This window comes from Anaerococcus urinomassiliensis (assembly GCF_900128425.1).
GTDB lineage: Bacteria > Bacillota > Clostridia > Tissierellales > Peptoniphilaceae > Anaerococcus > Anaerococcus urinomassiliensis.
This window is the reverse complement of record NZ_LT635782.1, coordinates 1,317,169-1,342,568: the sequence shown is the minus strand read 5'-3', so window position 1 is coordinate 1,342,568 and position 25,400 is coordinate 1,317,169. Positions and strand designations below refer to the sequence as shown.

Below are 25,400 nucleotides of genomic sequence, written 5' to 3'. Positions count from 1 at the left end.
ACAATATGTTATCAGCAATGGGCTTTATAATGATTGCACTAATCATTATATTATTACTTAAAGAAAAAATGAGTCCAGTAGCAGTAATGGTACTAATACCTACCCTTGCTGCGTTCATAGTAGGTACGGGCATTAACGACCTATCAACTTACGTAAAAGATGGAATGGATTCTATCAAATCTAATGCATTCATGTTTATTTTCTCGATATTATTCTTTGGAATAATGTCAGATGTAGGTGTATTTGATGCACTAGTGGACAAGCTAGCAGCATGGGCAGCGGACAATCCTGTAAAAATTACTGTATCTACTGCACTTATAGCTACAATAGCTCACTTAGATGGATCTGCAGCAGCGACTTTGCTAATCACAGTACCAGCTATGCTTCCAATATATAGGAAGATGGGTATGAGAAGCCAAACCCTTCTAACAATTATTGCAGCATCCGTTGGTGTAATGAACTTACTACCTTGGGGCGGACCTACTGTTCGTGCAGCCACAGTAATAGGTATGGATCCAACAGATATGTGGAGACACTTGATTCCAATACAAATACTAGGAGTAGTGCTATCACTTACAGTTGCAGTAATACTTGGAATTAGAGAAAGAAAATATACTCTTGCAAATGGAAATGTAGGAATATCTACTCAAGCTACTAAAGTAGTGCAAGAAGATACAGAAAAAAAAGCTAGTAGCGATCCAAGATTTAAAAAGCTATTGCCAGTCAATATTATTCTAACAATTGGAATCATTGGACTACTTATGGCAAATAAAGTTATAGACCTACCAAGCTACTATATATTTATGCTAGGAACAGTTTTTGCAATGGTTATCAACTTCCCAAATCTAAAAGAACAAAATAATCAAATCAAAAAACACGCAGCCAGTGCATTATCTATTGTAGCAACAATAATGGCAGCTGGTGTTATGGTTGGAATCATGGAAGGTACAGGCATGCTAGATGCCATGGCACAGACACTAATTGGGATTATACCTCAATCAATGGGTAAGTATATACATATAATATTTGGAATCCTAGGTGGACCACTGGGCATGATAACAGGTACTGATGCTTATTTCTATGGCATATTGCCACCTCTTGCAGGTGTAGGAGAAGCCTTTGGTGTTAAATCTATATACACTGCTTTAGCAATGATACTTGGCAAAAACTGTATATTACTCCTATCACCAATGGTGCCAGCAACTTGGTTGGGACTTGGACTATTTGATGAGGAAATCACCTTAAGAGGACACATAAAGGCATCCTTTGCATGGTGTTATGGTATCAGTTTAATCATGCTAATATTTGGTATCGTGTTCGGTATAATAGCAGTTTAAGAAAATAAAATGTTAATAGGCTAGGCTTTTGTTTTAAGGAGTATTTATGAACGACTATCAAAGTTTATATGAAAAAGTAAGAAGTGACATTAAATATAATATCATAAACGGAAAATATCCTATGGGTATGAGACTTAAGGCTAAAGATTTGGCAGAAGAGCTTTATGTATCAAGAACTCCAGTAAACAAAGCCTTGAGTAGCCTATATGATGAGGGATTGCTAAATTATAACAGAAATGTTGGATATAGTGTTAGAATTATTACACTAGAAGACATTGAAGAAATTTTCAAAATAAGGACATCCCTTGATGTACTTGCTTTCAAAGAAGCTGGTCTAAATATGAAAAAAGAAGACTATTCATATATAAGAGGCATAATAAAGGATGCTGACATTGCTTCAAGAAGTGGAGATACAGAAGATCTTAGGGCTACTGCAAAAGCCTTCAATGAGGCTATTTACGAATATGCAGATATGCCAAGGCTTACTATGATTATTGCCAATCTAAATGATTACTTAGAAGTACTTAGGAAGATTTCTTTTGACAGCAGAAGTGACAATTCAAGGAGAAAACTATCAGTTGAAGAACATAGCGATATGTTAGATTTGATGGAAGCCAAAGAATTTGAAAAGTTGGAAAACTTCATAAGAAAGCACTTGCAAGAATCAAAAGAATATATAATTGATCAATCCTACAAATATAATGATTTTATACTAATTAATAGAGAGAGTGAAGATGATTAGAAAGTACTTTGATGATCAAAATATACCTAGCCTTGAGGATGTATTATTAAACAGAGAAAAACGTGTGGGGAAAATAAGAAAATTGCAAGAAGAATTTCCACATGGATCTATCCTTTGTTTTAAGCTAAACATACCAGGAGGTCAAAAAACGAATAATGCCATAATCAAAATATTTGACCATGGTAAAGATGAAATAAGAAAATTAGTTGGTTTGGGAAATATATTGTTTGAGCAAGCAGAATACACAATCACAGGGCCAGAATATTTCTTGGCCTTAGATCTAGAGGGTAGAAGCTTAAAAAAAGAAATGATAGTTTTGGAAAATGATTCCTATTTTGGCAGACTATACGATATAGATATCCTCTACAAAGGAGAAAACATCAGCAGGCAGGACTTATCATACACAGCTAGGAAATGCTTCATATGCGATAATGATGCAAAAGTTTGTTCAAGTAGAAGGGCGCATAGTGTAGATGAGATGATTTCTTGGATAGAGAATTTGATAGACGAGTATAAGGGAGAATTATGATAGAAAGAAAAATAGAAATTATAGATTCAACTTTAAGAGATGGTAACCATACAGTAAAAAATAAATTTTGCCTAGACGATATAGAAAAGATTGTAAAGGCACTTGATTATGCAGGTGTAGACTATATCGAAGTGGGCTATGGTTATGGTATGGGCAGTTTTATCCAAGAGGGATACCCTAGCGATAAAGAAATGTTACAAAGAGCTATCAGTTCAAGTTCAAATAGCAAAATTGCTATCCTAGTTTTTCCTAACAAGATAGACTTAGAAAGCTACAAAGACCTGCTTGATTTTGACATAGGATTAGTAAGAATAGCTGTCCAGGCAAGTAATGTTAGCCCTAGCAAAGAATACATAAAGCTTGCCAAAGAAAAAAATATCCAAGTGGGTGGATTTATGATGATGGCAAGCAGACTTGATCCTAGCGAAATAAAAGAAGAAGCCATCAAGCTAAAGGAATATGGAGCAGATACCATAACTATAACAGATTCCGCAGGCGCCATGAATCCAAGTCAAGTTGCCAAATCTATTAAACAAACAAAAGAAGCAACAGGTCTAAGTCTTGGTTTCCATACCCACGACAACCTAGGGCTTGCTGTAGGAAACACAATGATTGCAATTGAAAATGGGGCAAGCTTTGCAGATACAGCTATAGCTGGACTTGGAGCAGGAGCTGGCAATACCAGAACAGAGACACTAATAGCAGCAGCTAATAAAGAGGGCTACAAAACAAAGGCTGATCTGATCAAAGCAATTGAATCAGTAAAGGTACTAGAACCCATAGCTAAAGCATATGGTGTAGATGTAAAAGATATGGGCGATCTAATATTGATTGGATACTATGGAATCTACTCAGCATTCATGAAGATAGTAAATGACCTATCAGCAAAACATGGCATTAGCAAGAAGGATCTAATAGAAAACATAGCGAAAAATGCCTTTGTCCCAGGGGATGAAGAAAAAATAGAACAATTGGCCATCAAGTTAAAATAAAAGATGATGGCAAAGAAGGGGCTGTTGCAAAATAGATAAATCGTTCCTATATCATTCGAGCACCCTCCCAGAAAGGTCTCTGTCAGCCGACGGGCTAATTACCACCCTGAGCCGGCGGGCTAAACCTCAAACTTTCTGGGAGTGCACTCCAATGATGGAACGTTTGATATCTATCAATTTGCAACAGCCCCTTTTGCAATTCTTGAGGATGCTTTGCTAGCAGGAAATATCCAAAGCATTTAATTTCTTATGATATTTCCCTATTGATTTATATTACAGCAGTATTACTAATTTAAAAAAGCCAGTAGAAAACTCATCTACGGGCTAAATAAAATGGTCGTGGTGAAAGGATTTGAACCTTCGAGCCTCGCCTTCTCGAAGCCAGCTCTAGCAAAAATAAATATTGGTCGGGGTGAAAGGATTTGAACCTTCGACCCCGTGTCCCCGATACATATATGGTACTTTTGTATTTGTTTTTTTCACATAAACTATAAAACTAGAGACTTGTTTAGTGCTCTAGTTTTATTTTTATAAATTATTGTTTTTAATATATTCGTAAGTTGTCTGAGGAACTAAGTCTTTGATTTCTTCCATCTTCCCTTGATCAATGAGGGTTCTTACACGAGATGCTGATATGACTTTTCCGTATAGTTCTTTTCTTGGTATTTCTACAAGGTCAAGCTTATTTGGCTCACTTTCAAAGATTTCTCTCATAGTTTCATTGTATATTCTTGTCGCTTCGTCGGTTGGCTCAGTTCCTACAAATCTTTGGTCGATTTCTAGGACTTTGCCTATGTGGTTTTTAAAAATTCTTGCATCTAGGCTAGCGTGGATTTTTGTAACCGACTTATTTTCATCTATGAAGTATGAGGGAAAAGTAGCTGCTGATACAAGATAAGATTCTGTAGGGTGGACGATGACATTATCATAGTTTTCTACTCCCAATTCTACCATTTTGGACCTATCCTTGGCAGAAAAATACGAAGCGTCTTCGCTTACCACAAAAACATGTAAGTAAGTACAATGCTTTGCTCCATAATCCACTAGGAATTGGTGGCCCAAGGTGAAGGGATTGGCATTTAAAACTACTGCTCCAATACTTTCTCCATCTACCTTAGTCTCCTTTAGTTTTTCTAAGTAAGAAGTAAATCCATCTCTTGCTTTTTCCATGAAAATCAACTCGTTTCCAAGTCTTTCAATCTCCTTAAAGCCTATAGATGCAAATGATTTTTCATAGATTGTTTTGGTGTAGACAAAGGCGTTATCATAGTTATTTTGATTAATCTCAGCTAGAATGACTGTCATCATCTCATTAAAAACAGATCCTCCCTTGTAAGCTGGGTCTATTGCTACACATTTTATAATATTTTTATAAATAGATGCTGTAGCTATTAGTTTGTCATTTTCATATTTGCCAAAAGTTGTTTCGACATTTTCTTCAAAACGTATGCCTTCTTGGAATAATAAGTTCTCCAGATCCATCCTATCTTTTGCTATTATTTTTGGATAAATTTTAATCATCAAAATCCTCCCTTAAATATTCAAGCGTTCTGATTGTTGTAAACAAATCAGCCACCCCTCCTGAGGAAATATTATTATTTATGTAATAATCACTCAATTCCTGGGCCTTTATGGTAAAATCCTTGCTAGTAGAAGTGTTCAAAATTTGACCAGCTCTTTTTTGAACATATCTTAATGTTTCTATACTAGATCTCTGAAAGGTAGTTGTATCATCAGTTGTTGCAAGCAAAAAAATCGTCAAGTACAAGTCGCTGATTTCTTGCAAGTATATCTGATCCACTATATTAGTTAAAGAAACAAAGCCGTTTATGGGATAGGTTCTTATATCACAAAGGCCATTATTATCCCATTTTTTTGCCTTACCCATAGTTTGGTAATCATTAATCAATGGCATGGCTAGGTTCTCAATATAGGAATTAAAATCTTTCCGCTTGATACCATCCACGTAGGCTTTGGCAATAAACATATGCAAAAAAATCAAACCCTTGTGGGTGTTGATAGAATTTGTGGCTGCAAACATCTGATCTTCAACTTTTTTTCCCGCTTTGCGAAGCTGATTGAAATCATTTATGTTTGACCAAGTGATATTTTTCAAAGACTTTGCTATAGAATTTTTGGATATTACAAATAAATTATAGTCCATGTCATTATGGGACCCATTTGACCGTAGGTTGACACAGCCAAAAGGGAGTTCTCTTAATAGTTCGCTATCTATGGCCTTAGATAAAGCATTTGTGTATTTTTCGATATCTCTCATAATTTCATTATAACATAAGAAATTAGTTAAAAAGGTGTACATCCAATTAAAAGCAATTTAAATGCTAATTGGAAAATGTAAGAGATTATAAATTTGATAATTAAATATTAGTGAAATATAAAACTTATCAATGAAAACGATTATATTTTTTACAATAAAACTAAAAATATATTTTAAAATAAAACTATGGAAAAGCCTTTGATTTAAACACATAGATTTAATACAGGTTTTACAAATTAGTATATGAAAATGCTTGCGATATAGTTAGTACTATGTTCTAATAAAACTGTAATCATTTACAGTGTCAAAATATATACTTGATTAGTTTCTATTTATAAAAAGATCCGTTTCTAATTACTTATAAATACTGGAGGGCAATTATGACTGAATATCATAACGCATGGAAAGAAATGTTTGAGAATTCTCAAAAAATGATGAATGACTGGATGGGAGCTTTTACTAATCCTAGCCAAGCTGGAAATAGTGCTGATTCAAGTGCTGGCTTCAATCCTTACAACTATAAAGATTTTGTTAAAATGCAACAAAACTGGTACAAAGATTGGAAAAACATGTACCAAGGAATGGACAATATGTACAAAGGGATGGGTACATCAAATTCAATGTTTAATGGTCCATACCAAGTTTGGGTGGATATGATAATACATATAATCCATTCCAAGTAGGCCAAAGCATGAATCCTTTTAACCTTGATGTTTTTGAAAAAATGCAAAACTCACAAAAATTGTATCTATCACTTTATGAATAATGGAAACAATTCAATGAGCAAATTTTAAAACCAGCTAGTGATACCTTTAATAAAGACATTCATGAAATGGCTGAACAGTTTAACCAAATTTTCACATCTAACTTTATTCCGCTTATGCCAAAGGAATTGCAAGGACTTGCACTAAATACTCAAAGCTATTTCAACACATGTTTTAAATCTATGGAAAACTTCTTAGGTCTATGGGCATACGCTTATCAAAATATTTCTGATATTACAATGTAAAGTATGTTTGATGATCCGATGAAGTTCTCAGATACACTAAAACAATGGAAGGCTGCCTACGATCAAACATTTGGTATTTTGGTAAAATCACCAGTGGTTGGTTCTTAACGTGAGCCATTGGAACAAAATAATAAAGCTGTCAATGCTATGATTTAAATGCTTGTTGCAGTTTCTGAATATATGACAAGAACAGCTTCAATAGGATATAAGTACTCAAAAGAATACTTTGAAAACTATGCAACATCAATTCAAGAAGGAGAGCAAGCAAAGACATTTAAAGAATTCTATGATATGTGGTCTAAATTTGTGGTACTTTCTCATTGATGTATACAGCTCTACATCCAGAGAAAATCAAAAATGTTGTAACAATGGTTACTCCAGTAGATTTCTCAACTGATGATGGATTGCTTTTCAAATGGGGCAAATATCTAAGTCCAGATACTATGGTAGATGCTTTTGGTGTTGTATCAGGGGACTTTATGAACACAGGATTTTTGACCTTAAGATTAATTTCTCTTATGGTAAACAAATATGTTGATGTTATAAATGATCTTGAAGACCCAGACTATGTAGCAAACTTTATGACCATGGAAAAATTGATATTTGACTCACCTGACCAAGCAGGTAATGCTTTCAAGGAATTCTTGAATTCTATGTATAGAGAAAACAAACTTGCTAAAGGCGAGATAGAGATAGCAGGCGAAAAGGTTGACCTCAAGAAGATAACCCAACCTGTGTTAAACTTATACGCTAAAAAAGATAAGCAAGTGCCAAATGCTGCATCTATACCACTCAAAGACCTAACTGGATCAAAAGACTTCACAGAAAAATGCTTCCCCACAGGTCACATTGGAATGTTTGTAAGTGGTAGAAGTCAAAAAGAAGTAGCTCAAGTTGTTGAATGGCTACAAAAACGTTCATAATAAAGGAGCAATGATGAAAGAGATTAAAGGATTAACCATAGATTAATTGGAAGTTGGACAGAAAGCTTCATTTACCAAGACAGTAACAGAAGCTGACGTGTATAACTTTGCAGGAGTCACTGGTGACTTTAACCCAGCACATATGAACGAAGAGTATGCAAAAAACACTGCCTTTAAGACACGTATAGCTCATGGTATGCTTTCAGCAGGATTCATATCCGCAGTTCTTGGTACAAAACTACCTGGTCCTGGAACAATTTATCTTAACCAAGACTTAAGATTTAACAAACCGGTACAATTTGGCGATATTATTACTGCTACAATCACTGTTGATGAATTGATAAAAGAAAAAAACAGAGCTATTTTGAAAACTCTTTGTACAAACCAAGATGGTGACGTTGTCGTAGAAGGTACAGCAAAGGGAATGTCACCAAAATAAAATGAAATTTAAAGGGGATGTTGCAAATTGATAGATATCTAACGTTACATCATTGAAGTGCACTCCCAGAAAGTTTGAGGTTTAGCCCACAGGCTCTGGGTGGTAATTAGCCCGTCGGCTGACAGAGACCTTTCTGGGAGAGTGCTCGAATGATATAGGAACGATTTATCTATTTTGCAACAGCTCATTTTTTTGAACTATTTGATATCGTTACCAACAAAGAATTAACATTTAATACCTATGATGTTATAATATAGAATATAGACTTATATAGTGAGATGCTTATAGTTTGAAAGAAGGACTATTTGACGAAATCTCACCAAACATAGGCAATCGATAAGTAAAGCTATTCGCTTACATATAAGTAGGATTGGTCTTTGAGAAAATAAAAAGGAGTAAATCATGGACGTTTATGAAAAAGCATTAGAAAAACATAAAGAGTGGCAAGGTAAGGTAGGAACTGATGTAAAGGCAAAGGTTAATAATGCTGAGGACTTGACCTATGCTTACACACCAGGAGTTGCAGAGCCATGTAGAGAAATTGCAAAAGATGAATCTTTGGCATACGAATACACGATGAAAGCAAATACTATTGCTGTAGTAAGTGATGGTTCTGCTGTGCTTGGACTAGGAAACATTGGAGCCAAAGCTGCTATGCCTGTTATGGAAGGAAAGTCAGTTCTTTTCAAAGAATTTGGTGGGGTTAATGCAGTGCCAATTGTTCTTGACACCCAAGACCCAGATGAAATCATCAATATTGTAAAAAACATAGCACCAGGCTTTGGGGGAATTAACCTTGAAGATATATCTTCACCAAGATGTGTATATATAGAAGATAAACTAAAAGAAGAACTAGATATACCAGTATTCCACGATGACCAACACGGTACAGCTATTGTAACAGTAGCTGCCTTGATTAATGCATTAAAACTAGTAGGCAAAGAACCAGAAGACATCAAACTAGTTATATCTGGAGCTGGAGCAGCTGGATTTTCTTGTGCAAAACTAATCAGAGACTTAGGAGTAAAAAACATCATAGTATGCGATTCTCACGGAGCAATTAGTGATTTGATGCTAAGCTCTGGTAACCCAGTAAAAGCACAAATTGCAGAAATGTTTAACCCAGAAAACTTTGAAGGCAGCTTAAAAGAAGCCTTGGTAGAAGCAGACGTATTCGTGGGAGTATCAGCACCAAATATTATAGATGGGGAAGATATCAAAAATATGAACGATGATGCCATAGTATTTGCCATGGCAAACCCAGTACCAGAAATCGACTACCATGAAGCAGTAGAAGCTGGAGCAAAAGTAGTAGCAACAGGTAGATCAGATTTTCCAAACCAAATAAATAACGTCCTAGCCTTCCCAGGAATATTCAAAGGAGCCTTGGAATCTCGTGCTAGTCAAATTACAGATGAGATGAAAATGGCGGCAGCGAAGGCTCTAGCAGGATTTGTTAGTGATGATGAGCTTAATGAAGAATATGTTATCCCATCTGCTTTTGAAGAGGGCATTGCAGATGCAGTAAGTGATGCAGTGAAAAATCTGAAATAGTTAATTCTTAACGACAAATTAATAACTTATATAGAAAGAAGAAACGATAAATAGTTTCTTCTTTTTTGCTTGAAAAATTAATATATTTTATTTTAGTAATAAAATCAATTTGAAAATCAGGTAAAAAAATATACGTATCTAGACTATGGATGCGATAAAACACTGAAAATTACGGGTTTGTGTTAGGATTTTTGTAAAAAATATTAGCTATTGACTATTATTTGAAAATGTGGTATTTTAAAGTATTTGCAAATGATTTGCAATATCATCAACTATTATTCGATATATTTTATTTGATAATTAGTTTTATTGTATCAAATTTTACAGGGAGAATTTATGAAAAAAGGGACGATTATAAAGACGGCTTTTGTAGCTGCATTATCTGTATCATTTTTATTTTCAGATGTGTCATATGCTAGCGTAGATAATACTAATTCTTTAGATGAAAATGGTGAAAGCATTGTTTCTGAAAAAGAAAAAAATATTTATGACTCTAATTTAGAAACAGACAGCAGTGCAGAAAAAGAAGAAATATCTAAAAACGATAGGGAAGAAGCACTAGATATAATTTCATCAGAAGATATTGAGAATAATAATTCTGATGAAAAATCTGATTATATAGATGATAAATCCAATGAAGAGAATGAACAGAAACAGGACTATAAGAACAAACAAACAAATGAAGAATCAAGTAAAGAAAATAAGGATGATTCTTTTGAGAGTGTAATATCTGATAAAAAAGCACCAGCTAAAGAAAATATAGAAAATAAAAAAACAGAAAAAAATACTGTAGTTTACATCGCCGAGTTCCTGGATAAACAAAGCAAAGAAAAAGCAAAAAAAGATTTAAAATCGATAAATGGAACAAATGTTTTATATGAGTATGATACTTTGTTTAATGGACTTGCTATAGAAACTCTGCCAGAAAATTTGGATAAAATAAAACTTACAAACGGCATAAAATCCTTAGAAAGATCCCAAAAATTACAAGCATTTATGAACCACGCAAGCAAAGAGATTGGTATAGATGAAGCTATTGATTATCTAAAAGTTATCAATGCTAGCTATGCTAACAAGTTTGACGGTAGGGGAACTGTTATTGCAAATATAGATACAGGTGTAGATTATAGGCATAAGGCTATGCGTATCGATGATGATGCATTAGAATATATAAAGTATAAAAAAGAAGATTTAAAAGGTTCGGATAAGGATTACTGGCTAAGTGATAAAATACCTCACGCATTCAACTACTTTAATGGTGGCAAGATTACTATTGAGAAATATGATGATAATAGTGATTATTACGACCCACACGGCATGCATATAGCAGGTATACTTGCAGGCAATGATACAAAGGAAGATATCGAAAATTACAATGGTATTGATGGTATAGCGCCAAATGCTCAAATTTTTTCTTATAAAATTTACTCAGATGCATCTACTGGCTTTGCGGGTGACGAAACTATGTTCCACGCTATCGAAGATGCTATAAAACATAATGTCGATGTAGTTTCTATTTCTTCTGGTTTTACAGGTACAGGACTAGTAGGTGAAAAATATTGGCAAGCTATTAGAGCCTTAAGAAAAGCTGGTATCCCACTAGTAGTAGCTACAGGTAATTATGCCACATCTGCCTCAAGCTCATCATGGGATTTATCTGCAAATAATGATTTAAGAATGATAGATACTGGTAATGTTACGAGAACTGCTGCCCACGAAGATGCAATTGCTGTTGCATCAGCAAAAAATCAGGTGGTTGAATTTGATAAAGTAAATATTGGTGGGGAGGATTTCAAATATAGAAATATAGGTGCTTTTTTTGACAAAGAAAAAGTTATAAAAAATGAAGATTCTAAAGAAAACAGAAAACTAAAATTTGTATACATTGGTAAAGGTCAAGATAATGATTTAACTGGACTTGATCTTAAAGGTAAAATTGCTGTAATGGATAGGATTTATACCAAAGACTTAAAGTACGCTTTTAAGAAAGCTACCGACAAGGGTGCTCGTGCAATAATGGTTGTAAATACTGTTAACTATTACAATAGGGACAACTGGACAGACTTGCCAGCAATGGGATACGAAGAAGATGATGCTACAACAAGCCAAGTATTTTCAGTATCTGGAAATGATGGTCTAAGAATTTGGAATATGATAAATCCAGATAAGAAAGTTGAAGTTAAGAAAAACAATGTTGAGGACTATAAGGATAAGCTAGACCAATATTATCCACTAGATATGGCTAGTTATAATGCAAACAAACCAAACGTTGGCGACGAGAGAGAGCTTGATTTCAAATTTGCAAAGGATAATGATAAGGCACTGTACAAGGAAAATGTAATAGTACCAGCAGGATCTACATCATGGGGACCAAGAATAGACCTTTTACTAAAACCAGATATATCGGCACCAGGAAAAAATATTAAGTCAACACTAAATGTAATAGATGGTAAATCAAACTATGGATACATGTCAGGTACATCAATGGCAGCTCCAGTTGTTGCAGCATCGACAGTTTTACTTCGACCAAAAATTAATGAGATGCTAAATTCTAGTCTAATAAAGAGCTTACAAGGTGATGATAAAATTGATTTTACAAGTCTAACAAAAATTGCCCTACAAAATACAGCCACACCAATGATGGATCCAACATCATGGAATGAAAAATCATTATATTTAGCTTCACCAAGACAGCAAGGTGCAGGTTTAATTAATGTTGGAAAAGCAGTAAAGAATGATGTTATAGCAACATTTAAGAATAAAGATTCTAATGGGTCTGTAAACTCTTATGGATCTATTTCCTTAAAAGAGATAAAGGGAAACGAAAAATACTTCACAATAAAATTATACAATACATCAAACAGACCAATTACCTTTAGAGCTTCATCATCAGCTATCACAACAGATGGTATGATAGATAGATTGAAGTTAGATGAGACTTACAAAGATGAAACAACAAATGATGGAAAAAAAGTTGTTCCAGAAATTCATCCAAGCAAAGTAAACAATGCATCTATAACATTTGAACATGATACTTTTACAATAAATCCAAACTCGAGCTTTGATTTAAATGCAGTAATAAATGTTGGAGATGCCGCTGATAAGAATAAGTTTGTAGAATCATTCATCCACTTTGAATCACAAGAAGAAATAGAAGCTATAAATTCAACTACAGCAAATCAATTTGTTCAACCATCACTATCAATGCCATTGATGGGATTTGCTGGAAATTGGAACAACGAACCAATATTAGATAAATGGGCTTGGGAAAAAGACCCGTCAGCAACAAAAATTCAGGGATACGATGATGATGGAAAACCCAAAATACCAGGCACTTTAAATAAAGGAATAGGCGGAAAGTACGGCATAGATAAATTCAATCCAGCTGCAGTAATTCAAAATAGAAAAGATGGTGATACAAAATCCCTAGATCAAAATCCAGATTTATTTGCCTTTAACAATAATCAGGATTTAAATGCCCCTAGTCGTAGCGAATCAAATATAGCTAAAGTATATCCTTTAGATTCAAACGGGAAAGCACAAAATGTCGAGGTAGAAAAAGGATTGACACCATCACCACTTGTACTAAGAAGTGCAGAAGAAGGTTTGATATCAATCGTAAATAACAAAGGTGAAGGTGGGGATATTCAAAAAGACCTCAAAGTAATATCAAGAGAACACTTTATTAGAGGTATACTAAATTCCAAAGAAAATGATGCTAAAGGTGTGAAATCTTCAAAATTACAAGTTTGGGGTGACTTAAAATGGGATGGTTTAATATATAATCCAAGAGGTTTGGAAGAAAATGTTATAGAAGATAATGACAAAAATGATACAGATAAGTTAAGAGGTCAATATGAACCAATAGCTGAAGGACAATATTATTACAAATTTAAATATAGACTAACAAAAGACTATCCATGGCAAGTATCATACATTCCAGTAAAAATTGACAACACTTCACCAGAGATAGTTTCACTCGACTTCTCAAATCCTGAAAAAATCAAACTTTTAGTAAAAGATACCTATCATAAAGTCAAAGATGAATACAAAAATGAAACTTTATTTTCAAGGGATCAGAAGTTATATCCTGAGAAATTTGATACAGTAGCAAACGAAGTTTGGTATGCCGGTGCAGCACTGGTTGATAGCGATGGAAATGTAGAAAAAGATCTCAGCGTAACATATGCTGGAGAAGGAGAAGATAAAAATAGAAAACTAGACAAATATGGGAACACTGTTTATGAGATAAATGGAGCTGGCGACTTAAGAGGCAAGATTATTGAGGTTATTGCCTTGGATGGAGCTAACAATTTTACTAAAATTCACAGAATCAAATTCTCTGAAAGGGCTGATGAAAGAGGTAATATATCTTATTATCTAATTGATCCGGATGTAGATTCTTCAAAATATCAAAAATTGGGAGAAATTCCTGAAAGCAAATTTTCAAGTATAAAAAGTGACGATGACAATATTAGCGGAAAAGAAAATCCAAATTCATCAGAAGAAGTGACTCCTATCGAAGGGGAATCAATAATTGAAATTAATGAAAAAGTTTCAACATTAAGAGCAATTGAAGAAAAGGATCTAAAAAAAACCATCAAAATAAAAACTAAAGAAGTAGAAGATTTTGTAAATGGTGGAACTATGACTGTAGAACTTTATTATCTATATGATGATAATGGAAATATTATTGCCTACGAAGATGGGTCTGATCTAGAATATGAAATAGAAAACATAGAAGAAGCAAAATCAAAAATTAATGGTGTTCTAACTCCATCAGAAGAAGGAAGTTTTGAATTATTAGCAAAAGTAAACAATGTTTCAAGAAATGCTAAAGTTTATTATGGCAATGATTACAAATCTGTTGAGATAACATCAACTAAATATGATCCTGAAAACAAAACTATGATTTTTGACCTATATGCAAATATAAATGATATAGCTAACGGCGTTCAATTTGCTGGAGATATGAAGATTTATGTTAGAGATCGTGGAACAACAGTAGCAAAGACAGTTGTGAGAATGCCAGAAGTGAAAACTGAAAGTAAAGAAATACCTCCATATAGCTCAAGTTATAGCAGGGTAATTGAAATGAATGAAGGAGACTTGATCAAGATTCCAGATAATCCAAGTGATATGGATGTGGGCAAATTATACTATGATAAAGACCAAGACCTATATTTCTTTAACGATAAGATTGCCGTAAGAGAAGGTTATGCCATTAAAGTAACTAGCTACAATCCAGGTAAGACAGACATGATTGAAAACAATGGTGTCTATAGCAGTGAGGATATTGAAAAAATACAAAATACAAATCCTAACATAAAAGCTATGTCAGAAAAAATAATCTTTTCTGATAGTAGAAATCAATCAAATGGAAAGTATACTGGCTCAGTTCTAATGGCAAGCAAAGAAGGTTTCAATATCATTAGATATCAGGTGTTTAAAATCAAAGTAAACGATAAAGGTGAGGCTATAGATAAAGATGGCAACTTAGTTGACTTAAATAAGCCGGAAAATCTAGTACTTTTTGCCCAAGATGGAAAAGAATATATATCTGAAAGAGATGCCGATGTAGAAGCAATCAGGGAAGATGGATCTATGCTTTATATAGACACTAAGCCAATAAATTTATCCATAGACAATAATTACTTCAACCCAAGCCCAAAAAATAAGATATATGTTAGAAACCAAGATTTTTACCTAAAGGGGAAAATCGGAGATATGGGTGGCTTTAACTGGGAAATGAGAATTAATGAATCAATCATAGATAACTACTTGATTTACGGTGACCTTCACTCAGATAATAGAAAAGATTTCAATGTCAAAATAGATGTTAGAGATGGTGACATCATGGATTGGGGTATGAAAGATTATTCCACAAATGGGTTCCCAGACGAGGTGAGAGACCTTGATGGAAATGTATTTATAAAAACTGGCTATTCTCCACTAAACGCAAGAGCAGTAGGTGTACATTACCAATTCCTTTATGACAATGTAAAACCAGAGGTAAAGGTTGATACTAATGGAAATACACCTATCGAGTATGTTAAAGATAAGTTTATTAGATTTAATATATCAGATCTTCGTGATAATGAAAAAAATGGAGAAATCCAAGAAAAGCATATATTCGTCAATGGTAAAGAATACAAGTCACTAGAAGATATCGAAGATATGACCGATGAAAAATTAAATATCAAAATTATAGCAAAAGACTTTGCTAGAAATACCACTGTAAAAGAATTTATATTTGATAAACTAACTGGCGAAATTAAAGATAAAGAAATACAGGTAGTATCTGTAAAAAATAATGGAAATAATACTATTGAAAAAATTAAATCTGGTGAAGATTACATTCTTCCATCATATAATGGACAGATAAAAGAAGGATATAAATTCATTGGATGGAAGGTAGATGGTGAAGAAAAAATAAGAGAAATTAACAATGTAATTTATCCAGAAGGCGATATGACTATAAGACCAGAATTTATTAAAATTGAGGAAAGTAGAAAGTATGAAAATACTCCAACTTTTGATTTAAATGATAAAAATAAACGTATAGCCTTAGAAAAAGCAAAAGAATTAGCCATAGATGAACTGATAAAATCTGAGATTGACTCCAAAATAATTATTAAACATATAAAAGAAGCAAAATCAATAGAAGAAGTAACGGCTCTAAAAAAGGAATTTTTAAAGTCAGTCTTAGATGAATCAAAAAAACCTAAAACTTCAGAAATTCCAGGATATTTAGAGGACAATCAATCACAAGAGTCGGAAAAAATTCCAGTTTTGCCAAATCATGAAGACCTAACACTTCCAGAAAATAAAACGGAATCATCAGTCCATTCTGAAATCCATCAAAAAGAAAATTTAAAAACTGATGACAAGCATGAGGATTCAGGAATACCTATGATTCAAGAAGAAACTGATTCAAGTAAAGATTCTAGAATTAAATCAGAAGAAAAAATTGCCATAAAAGATATATTAGGAAAATCTAATGATGAAGATAGGCCAAGTAATGATAATAAAGCTACAGAAGATATGATTGCAATAGAGCCAGACTTAAATAATATCAGGGAAGAAGTAGAAAAAAATAACAACAAAAATTTAAAAGAAATGGATATTTTAGATAGCTATACCAAAGAAAGTAGTATCTATGGATTAAATGCTAAGAGAAATATTATTCCAGTTATTAGCGATAAAAAAGCTTCTAAAAATGTTAAAACAGGCGTTTCAGATACATCCAATGTAGTTTTGACAATGTTAGCTGCAACAGTCGGATTTTTAAAAAGCAAAAAAAGAAAGTAGACTTTAATTTTCATCTATCCCAAAATTAGATAAGAGTTATAAATTCTAGCTAAATGTAGATGAAATACCCTATCTATAAAGCAAAAATTTCACTTGATTTAGTTTTGTTATAAGTGCATTCACAAACAAAATAAGGAAAAGAACTACTTGTTTTGTATAATCAGATATATAAATATTATTGTAATTTATTATTTTGTTGAATAGGTTGATAGATAAAAATATATATTAATTTGTAAAAATGGATATGGTTTATAGAAGGGCCTATACTTGAGATTTATTTGGATATTTTTCAGATATATGGATAGGTGTAGTTCTTCATTCATATTTTAAACAAAATAACACTAAACAAATTGAATAATTCGTTAATAAAAGTATAATAATTTAGAAAATTATGGGGCTGATTTCGATAATCAGCCTTTTTGTATTTAGAGAATAAAAATGTGATTATAAAAATATTGTCAAAGCATAAATTTCAGAATTTAAAAGAAAAATGAGAGCAAGATACATATGCGAGAGATTTTTTAAAATAGAAGGGATTATAATGAAAAAAGATATAAAACTTATAGTCACTGACCTTGATGGGACCCTGGTGGATTCTTCTAGTAAGGTGATTTTAGAGAATAAAATTGTTCTTAAAGCCCTCCATGACAAGGGGATGAAGATTGGCATTGCTACTGGTAGGCCTTTCAATGCTTTTTGGTGGATTAGACAGGAACTTGGGCTAGAATCTTTTGATGATTATTCTATTTGCAATACTGGTGCCTTTGTTAGGTGCAATGCTGATGGCAAGAAGATTATCGATAATTCATTGACTGTTAAGGATTTTTACAAGATATCTTCCTATCTATCTGATTATGACCTACAATTTGCTTTGTTTTCTAAGGATGTTCTTTATAATAATGCAGAAGTTTTAAATGATGGTTTTCTAAAAGATCAAAGAATTTTGCTCATGCCGCGCCAAAAGTACATGACTTTTGAAGAGATACCTAGTGATATAGGTAGGGCGGCTTTTATGGGAAACAAGGATGTTTTGGATGTCTTTTACCATGATAAAAAATCAGAAATCGAAAAAGATTATATGACTATGAGAAACGAGGATTATGCTCTGGAAGTTTTGAAGAAATCATCTGGCAAGCAAAAAGCTTTAAAGGCACTTTGTGACTATCTTGGTATTAGTACTGATGAAGTTATGTATTTTGGTGATGGGGCCAATGACAAGGCTGCTATAGAGCTTTCTGGAATTGGTGTTGCTATGGCTAATGCATCTGATGAGACAAAAAGTGCAGCAGATTTTGTAGCTAAAAGCAACGATGAAGCTGGTCTTTGTGAGTTTTTGAAAGATTATTTTGATTTAGAGGTATAGATGGACACATTTGCTATTTTATCTTCAGGATCATCTGGTAATAGCCTTTTTGTTGAGTACAAGGGGACAAAAATCCTAATTGATGCTGGATTCTCGGCAAAAAGAATTGAATACTTATTAGGAGAAATTGGCAAATCACCCAAGGAACTTGACGCTATGTTTGTAACTCATGAGCATGCCGACCATTCTAAAGGTCTAGGGACCATGAGTCGTAAGCATAATTTGCCAATATATGCCAACAATGGAACTTGGCAATCTCTAGCTAAAAATTGTGGTAAAATCAAAGAAGAAAATATAAAAATTTTTGATACAGGCAAATTTTTAAGCTTCGGTTCTATGGATATACTTCCAATCAAAATCCACCACGATGCCAAAGAGCCTGTAGGCTATGTCCTATATCTGGGCAATAAAAAGATTACCATACTTACAGATACTGGTATAGTAGATGAGAAAATGGCCTATGAGATTAAGGGTTCTGATATATATTATATGGAAGCCAATCACGACCTTGAAGCCTTAAAGCGTGGACCGTATCCATATCCTCTAAAGCTTAGGGTTATGAGCAATATGGGACATTTGTCAAATGACCAGTCGGCAGAAGTCTTGGCAGATGCCCTAGAGGGTAAAAGAGAACATGTTTACCTAGGCCACTTATCAGAAACCAACAACACACCAGAATTATCAAGGCTTACAGTGGATAATTACCTTACAAGTTTGGGACTTGATACCAAAATAGATATTGTTTTAGATGTTGCAGATAGACACAATCCATCAGGGATTGTCAAATTATAGAGGAAAATAATGGAATTAGTAGAAATTGAAAGATCGATTATAAAAAAATATAGAAAAGAAATTTGGTCACCCTTCATTAAAGCAATCAAGGAATTTGAGCTTATAAATGATGGAGATAAGGTTGCGGTTGCAATATCTGGGGGCAAGGACTCTCTTTTGTTGGCCAAGGTCATAGAAGAACTTCACAAACACTCTAAGGTGAAATTTGATGTAGTTTATATTTCAATGGACCCAGGTTATAGTCTAGAAAATAGAGAACGCCTTGAAGAAAACTTAAAATACTTAAATATAGATGGACAAATATTTGATACCGATGTATTTCAAATAGCTGAGAGCGTATCAAAGGGCCAATATCCATGCTATATGTGTGCCAGAATGCGTAGAGGAAGCTTATATTCCAAGGCTCAAGAACTAGGTTGCAACAAAATTGCTCTAGGTCACCATATGAATGATGTCATAGAAACTATAATGTTAAATGTTCTCTATGCAGGAAATTTTAAAACAATGAAACCTAAGCTTAAGGCACAGAACTTTGAAAATATGGAGCTTATCCGTCCATTTTATTATGTAAAAGAAGAAGACATTATTAAATGGCGTGATTATGTTGAACTTTTTGCCCTAAACTGTGCATGCACAGTAACAAAATCCCAGGAAGCCTACACCAGGAAGATGATCAAAAATATTATAGCAAATATGAAAGAGTCAAATCCTGATGTTGAAATGTCAATACTTCGTTCGGCAGAAAATGTCAACTGTGACATGGTTATAGGCTACCAATTAAATGGTGAAAAACATTCTTTTATGGAGGAATTTGATGATTGAGTTTTTAAAAGTACTAATCCTTTCTATAGTTGAAGGAATCACAGAGTTTTTACCAGTATCATCAACTGGCCATTTAATATTAGTCAATGAATTTGTAAAGCTCGAACCTGCTGAGTTTTCCAATGCCTTTAATGTTATAATCCAACTTGGAGCAATACTTTCTGTAGTTGTCTTGTATTTCCAAAGATTAAATCCTTGGGATTATGAAAAAACTCACAAATATTTCCCAAAAAATTATGATAGTCTAAATGGACAATCAAGGTTATATTATAGGCTGACTCACCCAGACCAAAGGACTATGGAACTTTGGAAAAGAGTGATAGTTGGCATATTGCCAGCAGGAGTCCTTGGATTTTTGTTTGATGATTTTATAGACGAACATTTATTTAATCCAATGGTAGTAGCAGCCATGCTTGCTATCTGGGGTCTCATAATAATATTTGTAGAAAAAAGAAATAAGAAAAAAGTAGATTTTGTAAATGATAATATCATAAATGTACCATACAAAACAGTTCTTGCTATTGGATTTTTCCAAGCCTTGGCAATGATTCCTGGTACTTCTAGATCAGCTGCAACTATAATGGGAGCAATGATCCTAGGACTTTCAAGGGAAGCTGCAGCAGAATTCTCATTCTTCCTAGCCATACCAACCATGCTTGGAGCAACCCTACTTAAAGTAGTAAAAAATGTCCACGGCTTTACAGGCAGTCAATGGCTATTAATAGTAGTAGGAATGGTACTAAGTTTTATAGTTGCTTATGTAGTTATCAAGAAATTTATGGAATATATCAGCAAACACGACTTTATTCCTTTTGGAATATATAGGATAATCCTTGCTGCTGTAGTATTTTTATACTTTGGTATTATAAAATGAGAGCAAAATTTGCTCTCATTTTTAGTATTAAATTATAATGTTTAGTTAATCATAGGCTGAGACTTCTTGGAGATGAATCATAATTTTCCTTTATATATGAATTTATATATTCGCCAGATCTTCGCTTATTAAGATTGTAAGATTCATTATTTACCTTTTGACCGTTAGTATAGTTATAAGCAAGAAGGGTAATCGGAAAAATTATAGAAACCAGTAATTAGCTAGTATATTTATCACTTTTATAGAAAAAGCGTCGATAAACCCAATTTATTAATGGGTTTGTAGACGCTCTGAACTAGCTATTAAGCTAGTTATAGATTAAATTAATGAATTTATAAAAAATGATATAACTATTGGATTACATAAATTTACAGCTATGGCAAGGACTATAGGAAAGACAAACATTGCCACATCAGCTGGGCCTTCCTTTTCTATGATGGCTTCCATATTAGCTATGGCATTTGGTGTCTGGCCAAGTCCTACTCCGCAGTGACCAGCTGCTATGACTGCTGCATCGTAGTTTGATCCAGCAAGTCTAAAAGTAACAAGACTAGTGTATATAGCTATAAATATTGCTTGAGCTACCATAACAACAAGCATTGGTAGGGCAAGGGATACAATTGCGCTTATATTTAATCCTATAAGGGCAAGAGATAAAAATAAGCTCAAAGATATATTGCCTACTGTATCTATGCTTTTTGTGTTGATATCTTTTTTTAGATAATCGTAAATGTTTCTTACAATAAGACCTCCAAATTGGCAGCCTACATAGTAGGGGAAGTTAAGGCCGGTTAGAAGCAATATTTTATTGATAAAAGTTCCCAAAAAGCTTGCAAGTCCTACGATTATAATTGCTCGCATCAATGTTTTTTGATCGATGGTATCTTTTCTTTCATCAAGATTTATATAAGAATTCAAATTTTCGCTATTTAAGCTATGATTTTTGATAAGTCTTTGGGCAACGGGACCTCCCACGAGAGATCCTATCAAAAGGCCAAAGGTTGCTGAAGCGACTCCTATTTCTGTGGCGTTATTTGCCCCGTATCCTTCCATAATCTTGCCAAAACTTACGGCAGATCCTATGCCTCCTGTCATGGATGTAGATCCCATAGCAACTCCAAAGAGTGGATTGATGTTAAAAAGTTTTGTAAAGCCAATAGCCAGGATATTTTGAAGAGGGAGCAATATTATAATTGCAAGGGCAAGTTTTAGGCCAAGGCTGCCAGCCTTTTTAAGAGCTTTAAAGGAACAAGCAAGGCCTATGGATGCAAAAAATATATTCATAAAGAAATCCTGGAGAACTTGGTCAAATTCTATGTCAAAGCTTGCAGTAGTTTTTAGTATAAAAACCACAAAGCTTACTATTAACCCTCCTATAACTGGAGCAGGTATAAAAAACTTCTTTAGAAATTCTGAGTTTTCTTTGATTCTGTTGCCCAAAATATATGCGAGAATTGCAATTCCCAGGCTTTGTATCATATCTAATGTTATGTGCATATCTTCCTCTTTTCATTTAGCTTGCTTATATTATATATCTATTTTGATAAAATTAAATATTTTGGGAAAAGACTCATAATTATTTATATGAAATCGTTGACTTAGATATCAAACTATGTTAATTTGAATATATAATAAATTTGGAGGATTTTATGAAAAAAAATGATAATGGACTGATAAGTTGGAAGAGTCTTACCTTTATGGCTTTTGCAACTTTGTGGGGCTTTGGTAACGTTGCCAATGGCTTCATGTACTTTAATGGTATTCAAGTTATTTTTTCATGGATTTTGATGTTCGTCCTCTACTTTATCCCTTATGCACTAATGGTAGGGGAATTGGGATCAACATTTAAAAATCTTGGAGGAGGAGTTTCTTCATGGATTGAACGAACATCAACAACAAAGCTTGCTTATTATGCTGGTTGGACCTATTGGTGCGTGCACATCCCTTATATTGCATCCAAGGGTTCAGGAGCTTTGAAGGCTTTTTCTTGGCTAGTATTTCATAATGCAGAAACCTTTGATACCTTTAAAACTTCTCATGTTCAAATTGTTACACTAGCAATACTTTTGATATTTTCTTTTATTGCAAGCCGTGGACTTAATCCACTTAAGAATCTAACACAAATAGCAGGAAGTTCTATGTTTGTTATGGGAATTTTATATATTATCCTAGGACTTTTTGCACCAGTTGTTGCACCAAGTGGAGATTATCAAAATATTGATTTTTCGTTAAAGGCAATAGTGCCAACATTTAACGTTGGATATTTTACTTCACTTTCAATTTTGGTATTTGCAGTTGGTGGTGTAGAAAAAATTTCGCCATATATTAACAAGATGAAAGGTAATCCATCAAAAGGCTTCCCAAAGGCAATGCTTGCTGCATCTATAATGGTTGTAATATCTGCTTTATTTGGGACTGTTGCTATGGCTAGGATGTTTGACCCAGCTGTTATCAATGCCAGCCAAGAAAGTTTTGACTCTTATGTAGCAAATGGAGCATATTGGGCCTTCCAAAAACTTGGTCAATACTACGGCCTAGGAAACTTCTTCCTAATCATCTATGCCCTATCAAACCTAATTGGCCAATTGTCAATTTTGGTTCTTTCTATAGATGCACCACTTAGAATACTACTAGGCGATCCAAAAATCAGTATCCATGTTCCACAAAAACTTCTTAAAAAGAACAAATATGGAGCATATGTCAATGGAATCAAGATGGTTGTAATCCTATCTGGAACAATAATCTTATCACAAATCTTGCTTCCAGGAGCTGCATCTGTTCTAAGAGCACTTACAAAACTAAACTCTGTATGTATGCCACTAAGATATCTATGGGTATTCGTAGCTTATTACTTGCTTAAGAAAAACTCCATGGATAATGGAGAGTACAAGTTTACCAAATCTCAAGGAGCTGGTAAATTCTGGGGCCTATGGTGCTTTATAATTACACTATTATCATGCCTACTAGGGATGTATTCAGATGATAAGGTTACAATGATTTTGAATATCTTAACACCAGTATTCTTAGTTGCTCTAGGTTTGATATTCCCAACTATAAGAGCCAAAGAAGATGGTAGAGCTAATACTTTTGTAGAATAATATCGTTCCGTAATTTGCACACTCTTAGGATGATTTTAGCAAAGCTTTATCTTGTCTATATCCTAAGAGTGTCAATTATTTTGGGACGATTTTTTTTAAATTTAATAATTTCTTAATGTATATTATGTAATAATAATTGAAAATCAGATGCAATATATTATATAATTAACTATGAATTGAGGAAATTATGAAAATTGTATTTTACATAGTAGGATTTGCCATATTTTATGCTATGGCTGGCTATCCTATCACATTGATTATCTTAGATAAGATTATGAAAATGAAAAACGACAAGGACTTATCCTACAAGCCCTTTGTATCTATAATAATATCAGCCTACAACGAAGAAAAGGTAATAGAAAGAAAACTAGAAAATATTACAAAATCTACCTATCCCCACTATGAAGTTATAGTGGCCAATGATGCATCAAGCGATAGGACAGTTGAGATTTGCCAAGACTTTATAAATAATCATCCTCTATATGATATTAAGGTCAATACTGTCAAAAATCACTTAGGGAAAACTAACGCCCAAGATGAAGCTGTTGATGTGGCTAAGGGAGAGATAATAGTCTTTTCTGATGCAAATTCCATGTTTAAGGCTGATGCCATAGATGAGCTTGTAAGTTATTTTACTGATGAAGATATTATATATGTCTGTGGATCACTAATATATGCCAAGGATGATGATATAGCTTCGGCTGTTGCGGAAAATTCCTACTGGGATATGGAACTTAGGGTGAGAAAAATCGAATCAGAAATTGCAACTATTGCTGCTGGTAATGGTGCGATCTATGCCTGTAGGAAGAGCGATTACCGACGCTATAACCTGGTAAGCTCCCATGACTATGAGATGCCTCTTTATGCTGGTATAAACCACAAGAGAGCCCTCTACAATCCTAAAGCAATAGCACTGGAGAAGGCGGGGCAGACCAGTAAGGATGAATTCAAGAGAAAAGTTAGGATGCAAAGAAGGATTTTGACCAATCTTTTCACCAATCTCAGACGTTTAAATATTTTTGAGTACGGTTGGTTTTCTTTCTTCCACTTTAATCACAAGACTTTGAGATTTTTGCAGGCCTTTAACCACATAGTTTTATTTATTGCTAACTTGGCCTTGTTAAATGAGGGAGACTTTTATAGGGTATTTTTCCTAATCCAGGTTGGGTTTTTCACCCTTGCAACGATAGGAAAATTTACTGAAAGTAAGAGCAAAGTCTTCTACTTCCCATATTATTACACCATGATGATGGCAGCTCAGCTTAAGGGTGGCTATAACGAGGCTACCGGTAAGAGCAAGGCAACATGGGAAAAGGCAGAGACAACGAGGTCCTAGG

The 25,400-nt window shown here is 33.8% G+C and carries 20 protein-coding genes; 17 read left to right on the top strand and 3 right to left on the bottom strand.

Features of this window, described 5'->3' with window-relative positions; genetic code table 11:
- Positions 1-5: 5 nt before the first annotated feature.
- The 4 genes from BQ7474_RS07375 to BQ7474_RS07360 are packed head-to-tail and all read left to right on the top strand — an operon-like array spanning position 6 to position 3,600.
- Complete coding sequence (locus BQ7474_RS07375) at positions 6-1,337, top strand: CitMHS family transporter (RefSeq protein ID WP_073998276.1); 1,332 nt, start codon at positions 6-8, stop codon at positions 1,335-1,337.
- Positions 1,338-1,383: 46 nt separating this feature from the next.
- On the top strand, positions 1,384-2,079 hold the full coding sequence (locus BQ7474_RS07370) for a GntR family transcriptional regulator (protein ID WP_073998275.1): 696 nt from the start codon (positions 1,384-1,386) through the stop codon (positions 2,077-2,079).
- Complete coding sequence (gene citX / locus BQ7474_RS07365; RefSeq protein WP_073998274.1) at positions 2,072-2,608, top strand: citrate lyase holo-[acyl-carrier protein] synthase; 537 nt, start codon at positions 2,072-2,074, stop codon at positions 2,606-2,608. Before BQ7474_RS07370 ends, citX begins: the two co-directional genes overlap by 8 nt.
- Positions 2,605-3,600, top strand: a complete 996-nt coding sequence (locus BQ7474_RS07360) for a hypothetical protein (RefSeq protein ID WP_073998273.1) — start codon at positions 2,605-2,607, stop codon at positions 3,598-3,600. The genes citX and BQ7474_RS07360 overlap by 4 nt, the downstream gene beginning before the upstream one ends.
- 528 nt (positions 3,601-4,128) lie before the next feature.
- Here the strand turns inward: BQ7474_RS07360 and citC are convergent.
- Entirely contained in the window at positions 4,129-5,121 is a 993-nt protein-coding gene (gene citC / locus BQ7474_RS07355) for a [citrate (pro-3S)-lyase] ligase (RefSeq protein WP_073998272.1), read from the bottom strand.
- Positions 5,114-5,878, bottom strand: a complete 765-nt coding sequence (locus tag BQ7474_RS07350) for a triphosphoribosyl-dephospho-CoA synthase (protein ID WP_073998271.1) — start codon at positions 5,876-5,878, stop codon at positions 5,114-5,116. The genes citC and BQ7474_RS07350 overlap by 8 nt, the downstream gene beginning before the upstream one ends.
- A 380-nt stretch (positions 5,879-6,258) precedes the next feature.
- Between BQ7474_RS07350 and BQ7474_RS07345 the strand changes: the two genes are divergently transcribed.
- From BQ7474_RS07345 to BQ7474_RS07300, 11 genes are all read left to right on the top strand, one after another.
- Positions 6,259-6,561 carry a hypothetical protein gene (locus BQ7474_RS07345; protein ID WP_073998270.1) on the top strand — a complete coding sequence of 101 codons (303 nt, stop codon included), beginning with the start codon at positions 6,259-6,261 and terminating at the stop codon, positions 6,559-6,561.
- Positions 6,562-6,710: 149 nt separating this feature from the next.
- Positions 6,711-6,887: a hypothetical protein gene (locus BQ7474_RS10620; RefSeq protein ID WP_159429553.1), complete on the top strand. Its 177-nt coding sequence runs from the start codon at positions 6,711-6,713 to the stop codon at positions 6,885-6,887.
- A gap of 156 nt (positions 6,888-7,043) precedes the next feature.
- Complete coding sequence (locus BQ7474_RS07340; RefSeq protein WP_082187902.1) at positions 7,044-7,211, top strand: hypothetical protein; 168 nt, start codon at positions 7,044-7,046, stop codon at positions 7,209-7,211.
- Positions 7,211-7,810, top strand: a complete 600-nt coding sequence (locus BQ7474_RS07335) for an alpha/beta fold hydrolase (RefSeq protein ID WP_082187901.1) — start codon at positions 7,211-7,213, stop codon at positions 7,808-7,810. The genes BQ7474_RS07340 and BQ7474_RS07335 overlap by 1 nt, the downstream gene beginning before the upstream one ends.
- A gap of 46 nt (positions 7,811-7,856) precedes the next feature.
- On the top strand, positions 7,857-8,249 hold the full coding sequence (locus BQ7474_RS07330) for a MaoC family dehydratase (protein WP_235821488.1): 393 nt from the start codon (positions 7,857-7,859) through the stop codon (positions 8,247-8,249).
- A gap of 402 nt (positions 8,250-8,651) precedes the next feature.
- On the top strand, positions 8,652-9,803 hold the full coding sequence (locus BQ7474_RS07325) for an NAD(P)-dependent malic enzyme (protein WP_073998269.1): 1,152 nt from the start codon (positions 8,652-8,654) through the stop codon (positions 9,801-9,803).
- A gap of 336 nt (positions 9,804-10,139) precedes the next feature.
- A complete protein-coding gene (locus BQ7474_RS07320) occupies positions 10,140-17,114 on the top strand; it encodes a S8 family serine peptidase (RefSeq protein ID WP_073998268.1) in 6,975 nt (2,324 codons plus the stop codon).
- A gap of 541 nt (positions 17,115-17,655) precedes the next feature.
- Positions 17,656-18,477 carry a Cof-type HAD-IIB family hydrolase gene (locus BQ7474_RS07315; protein ID WP_073998267.1) on the top strand — a complete coding sequence of 274 codons (822 nt, stop codon included), beginning with the start codon at positions 17,656-17,658 and terminating at the stop codon, positions 18,475-18,477.
- Entirely contained in the window at positions 18,478-19,269 is a 792-nt protein-coding gene (locus tag BQ7474_RS07310; RefSeq protein WP_073998266.1) for an MBL fold metallo-hydrolase, read from the top strand.
- Between the two features lie 9 nt (positions 19,270-19,278).
- The gene (locus BQ7474_RS07305) at positions 19,279-20,091 is read left to right on the top strand and encodes a tRNA 2-thiocytidine biosynthesis TtcA family protein (protein ID WP_073998265.1); all 813 of its coding nucleotides are present in this window, start codon (positions 19,279-19,281) and stop codon (positions 20,089-20,091) included.
- Positions 20,084-20,965: an undecaprenyl-diphosphate phosphatase gene (locus tag BQ7474_RS07300; RefSeq protein ID WP_407922701.1), complete on the top strand. Its 882-nt coding sequence runs from the start codon at positions 20,084-20,086 to the stop codon at positions 20,963-20,965. Before BQ7474_RS07305 ends, BQ7474_RS07300 begins: the two co-directional genes overlap by 8 nt.
- 318 nt (positions 20,966-21,283) lie before the next feature.
- On the opposite strand, the gene gltS is transcribed toward BQ7474_RS07300, so the two are convergent.
- Entirely contained in the window at positions 21,284-22,462 is a 1,179-nt protein-coding gene (gene gltS, locus BQ7474_RS07295) for a sodium/glutamate symporter (RefSeq protein ID WP_073998263.1), read from the bottom strand.
- A gap of 152 nt (positions 22,463-22,614) precedes the next feature.
- Between gltS and BQ7474_RS07290 the strand changes: the two genes are divergently transcribed.
- Complete coding sequence (locus tag BQ7474_RS07290; protein WP_073998262.1) at positions 22,615-24,063, top strand: amino acid permease; 1,449 nt, start codon at positions 22,615-22,617, stop codon at positions 24,061-24,063.
- A gap of 187 nt (positions 24,064-24,250) precedes the next feature.
- Entirely contained in the window at positions 24,251-25,399 is a 1,149-nt protein-coding gene (locus tag BQ7474_RS07285) for a glycosyltransferase (RefSeq protein WP_073998261.1), read from the top strand.
- The last annotated feature ends 1 nt before the right edge of the window (position 25,400 follow it).

What these genes read in the sequence shown, in the direction of transcription:
- BQ7474_RS07375 (WP_073998276.1), top strand. Translation starts at nt 6, where the DNA reads ATGTTATCAGCAATGGGCTTTATAATGATTGCACTAATCATTATATTA.
- BQ7474_RS07370 (WP_073998275.1), top strand. Translation starts at nt 1,384, where the DNA reads ATGAACGACTATCAAAGTTTATATGAAAAAGTAAGAAGTGACATTAAA.
- citX (WP_073998274.1), top strand. Translation starts at nt 2,072, where the DNA reads ATGATTAGAAAGTACTTTGATGATCAAAATATACCTAGCCTTGAGGAT.
- BQ7474_RS07360 (WP_073998273.1), top strand. Translation starts at nt 2,605, where the DNA reads ATGATAGAAAGAAAAATAGAAATTATAGATTCAACTTTAAGAGATGGT.
- citC (WP_073998272.1), bottom strand. Translation starts at nt 5,121, where the DNA reads ATGATTAAAATTTATCCAAAAATAATAGCAAAAGATAGGATGGATCTG.
- BQ7474_RS07350 (WP_073998271.1), bottom strand. Translation starts at nt 5,878, where the DNA reads ATGAGAGATATCGAAAAATACACAAATGCTTTATCTAAGGCCATAGAT.
- BQ7474_RS07345 (WP_073998270.1), top strand. Translation starts at nt 6,259, where the DNA reads ATGACTGAATATCATAACGCATGGAAAGAAATGTTTGAGAATTCTCAA.
- BQ7474_RS10620 (WP_159429553.1), top strand. Translation starts at nt 6,711, where the DNA reads ATGGCTGAACAGTTTAACCAAATTTTCACATCTAACTTTATTCCGCTT.
- BQ7474_RS07340 (WP_082187902.1), top strand. Translation starts at nt 7,044, where the DNA reads ATGCTTGTTGCAGTTTCTGAATATATGACAAGAACAGCTTCAATAGGA.
- BQ7474_RS07335 (WP_082187901.1), top strand. Translation starts at nt 7,211, where the DNA reads ATGTATACAGCTCTACATCCAGAGAAAATCAAAAATGTTGTAACAATG.
- BQ7474_RS07325 (WP_073998269.1), top strand. Translation starts at nt 8,652, where the DNA reads ATGGACGTTTATGAAAAAGCATTAGAAAAACATAAAGAGTGGCAAGGT.
- BQ7474_RS07320 (WP_073998268.1), top strand. Translation starts at nt 10,140, where the DNA reads ATGAAAAAAGGGACGATTATAAAGACGGCTTTTGTAGCTGCATTATCT.
- BQ7474_RS07315 (WP_073998267.1), top strand. Translation starts at nt 17,656, where the DNA reads ATGAAAAAAGATATAAAACTTATAGTCACTGACCTTGATGGGACCCTG.
- BQ7474_RS07310 (WP_073998266.1), top strand. Translation starts at nt 18,478, where the DNA reads ATGGACACATTTGCTATTTTATCTTCAGGATCATCTGGTAATAGCCTT.
- BQ7474_RS07305 (WP_073998265.1), top strand. Translation starts at nt 19,279, where the DNA reads ATGGAATTAGTAGAAATTGAAAGATCGATTATAAAAAAATATAGAAAA.
- BQ7474_RS07300 (WP_407922701.1), top strand. Translation starts at nt 20,084, where the DNA reads ATGATTGAGTTTTTAAAAGTACTAATCCTTTCTATAGTTGAAGGAATC.
- gltS (WP_073998263.1), bottom strand. Translation starts at nt 22,462, where the DNA reads ATGCACATAACATTAGATATGATACAAAGCCTGGGAATTGCAATTCTC.
- BQ7474_RS07290 (WP_073998262.1), top strand. Translation starts at nt 22,615, where the DNA reads ATGAAAAAAAATGATAATGGACTGATAAGTTGGAAGAGTCTTACCTTT.
- BQ7474_RS07285 (WP_073998261.1), top strand. Translation starts at nt 24,251, where the DNA reads ATGAAAATTGTATTTTACATAGTAGGATTTGCCATATTTTATGCTATG.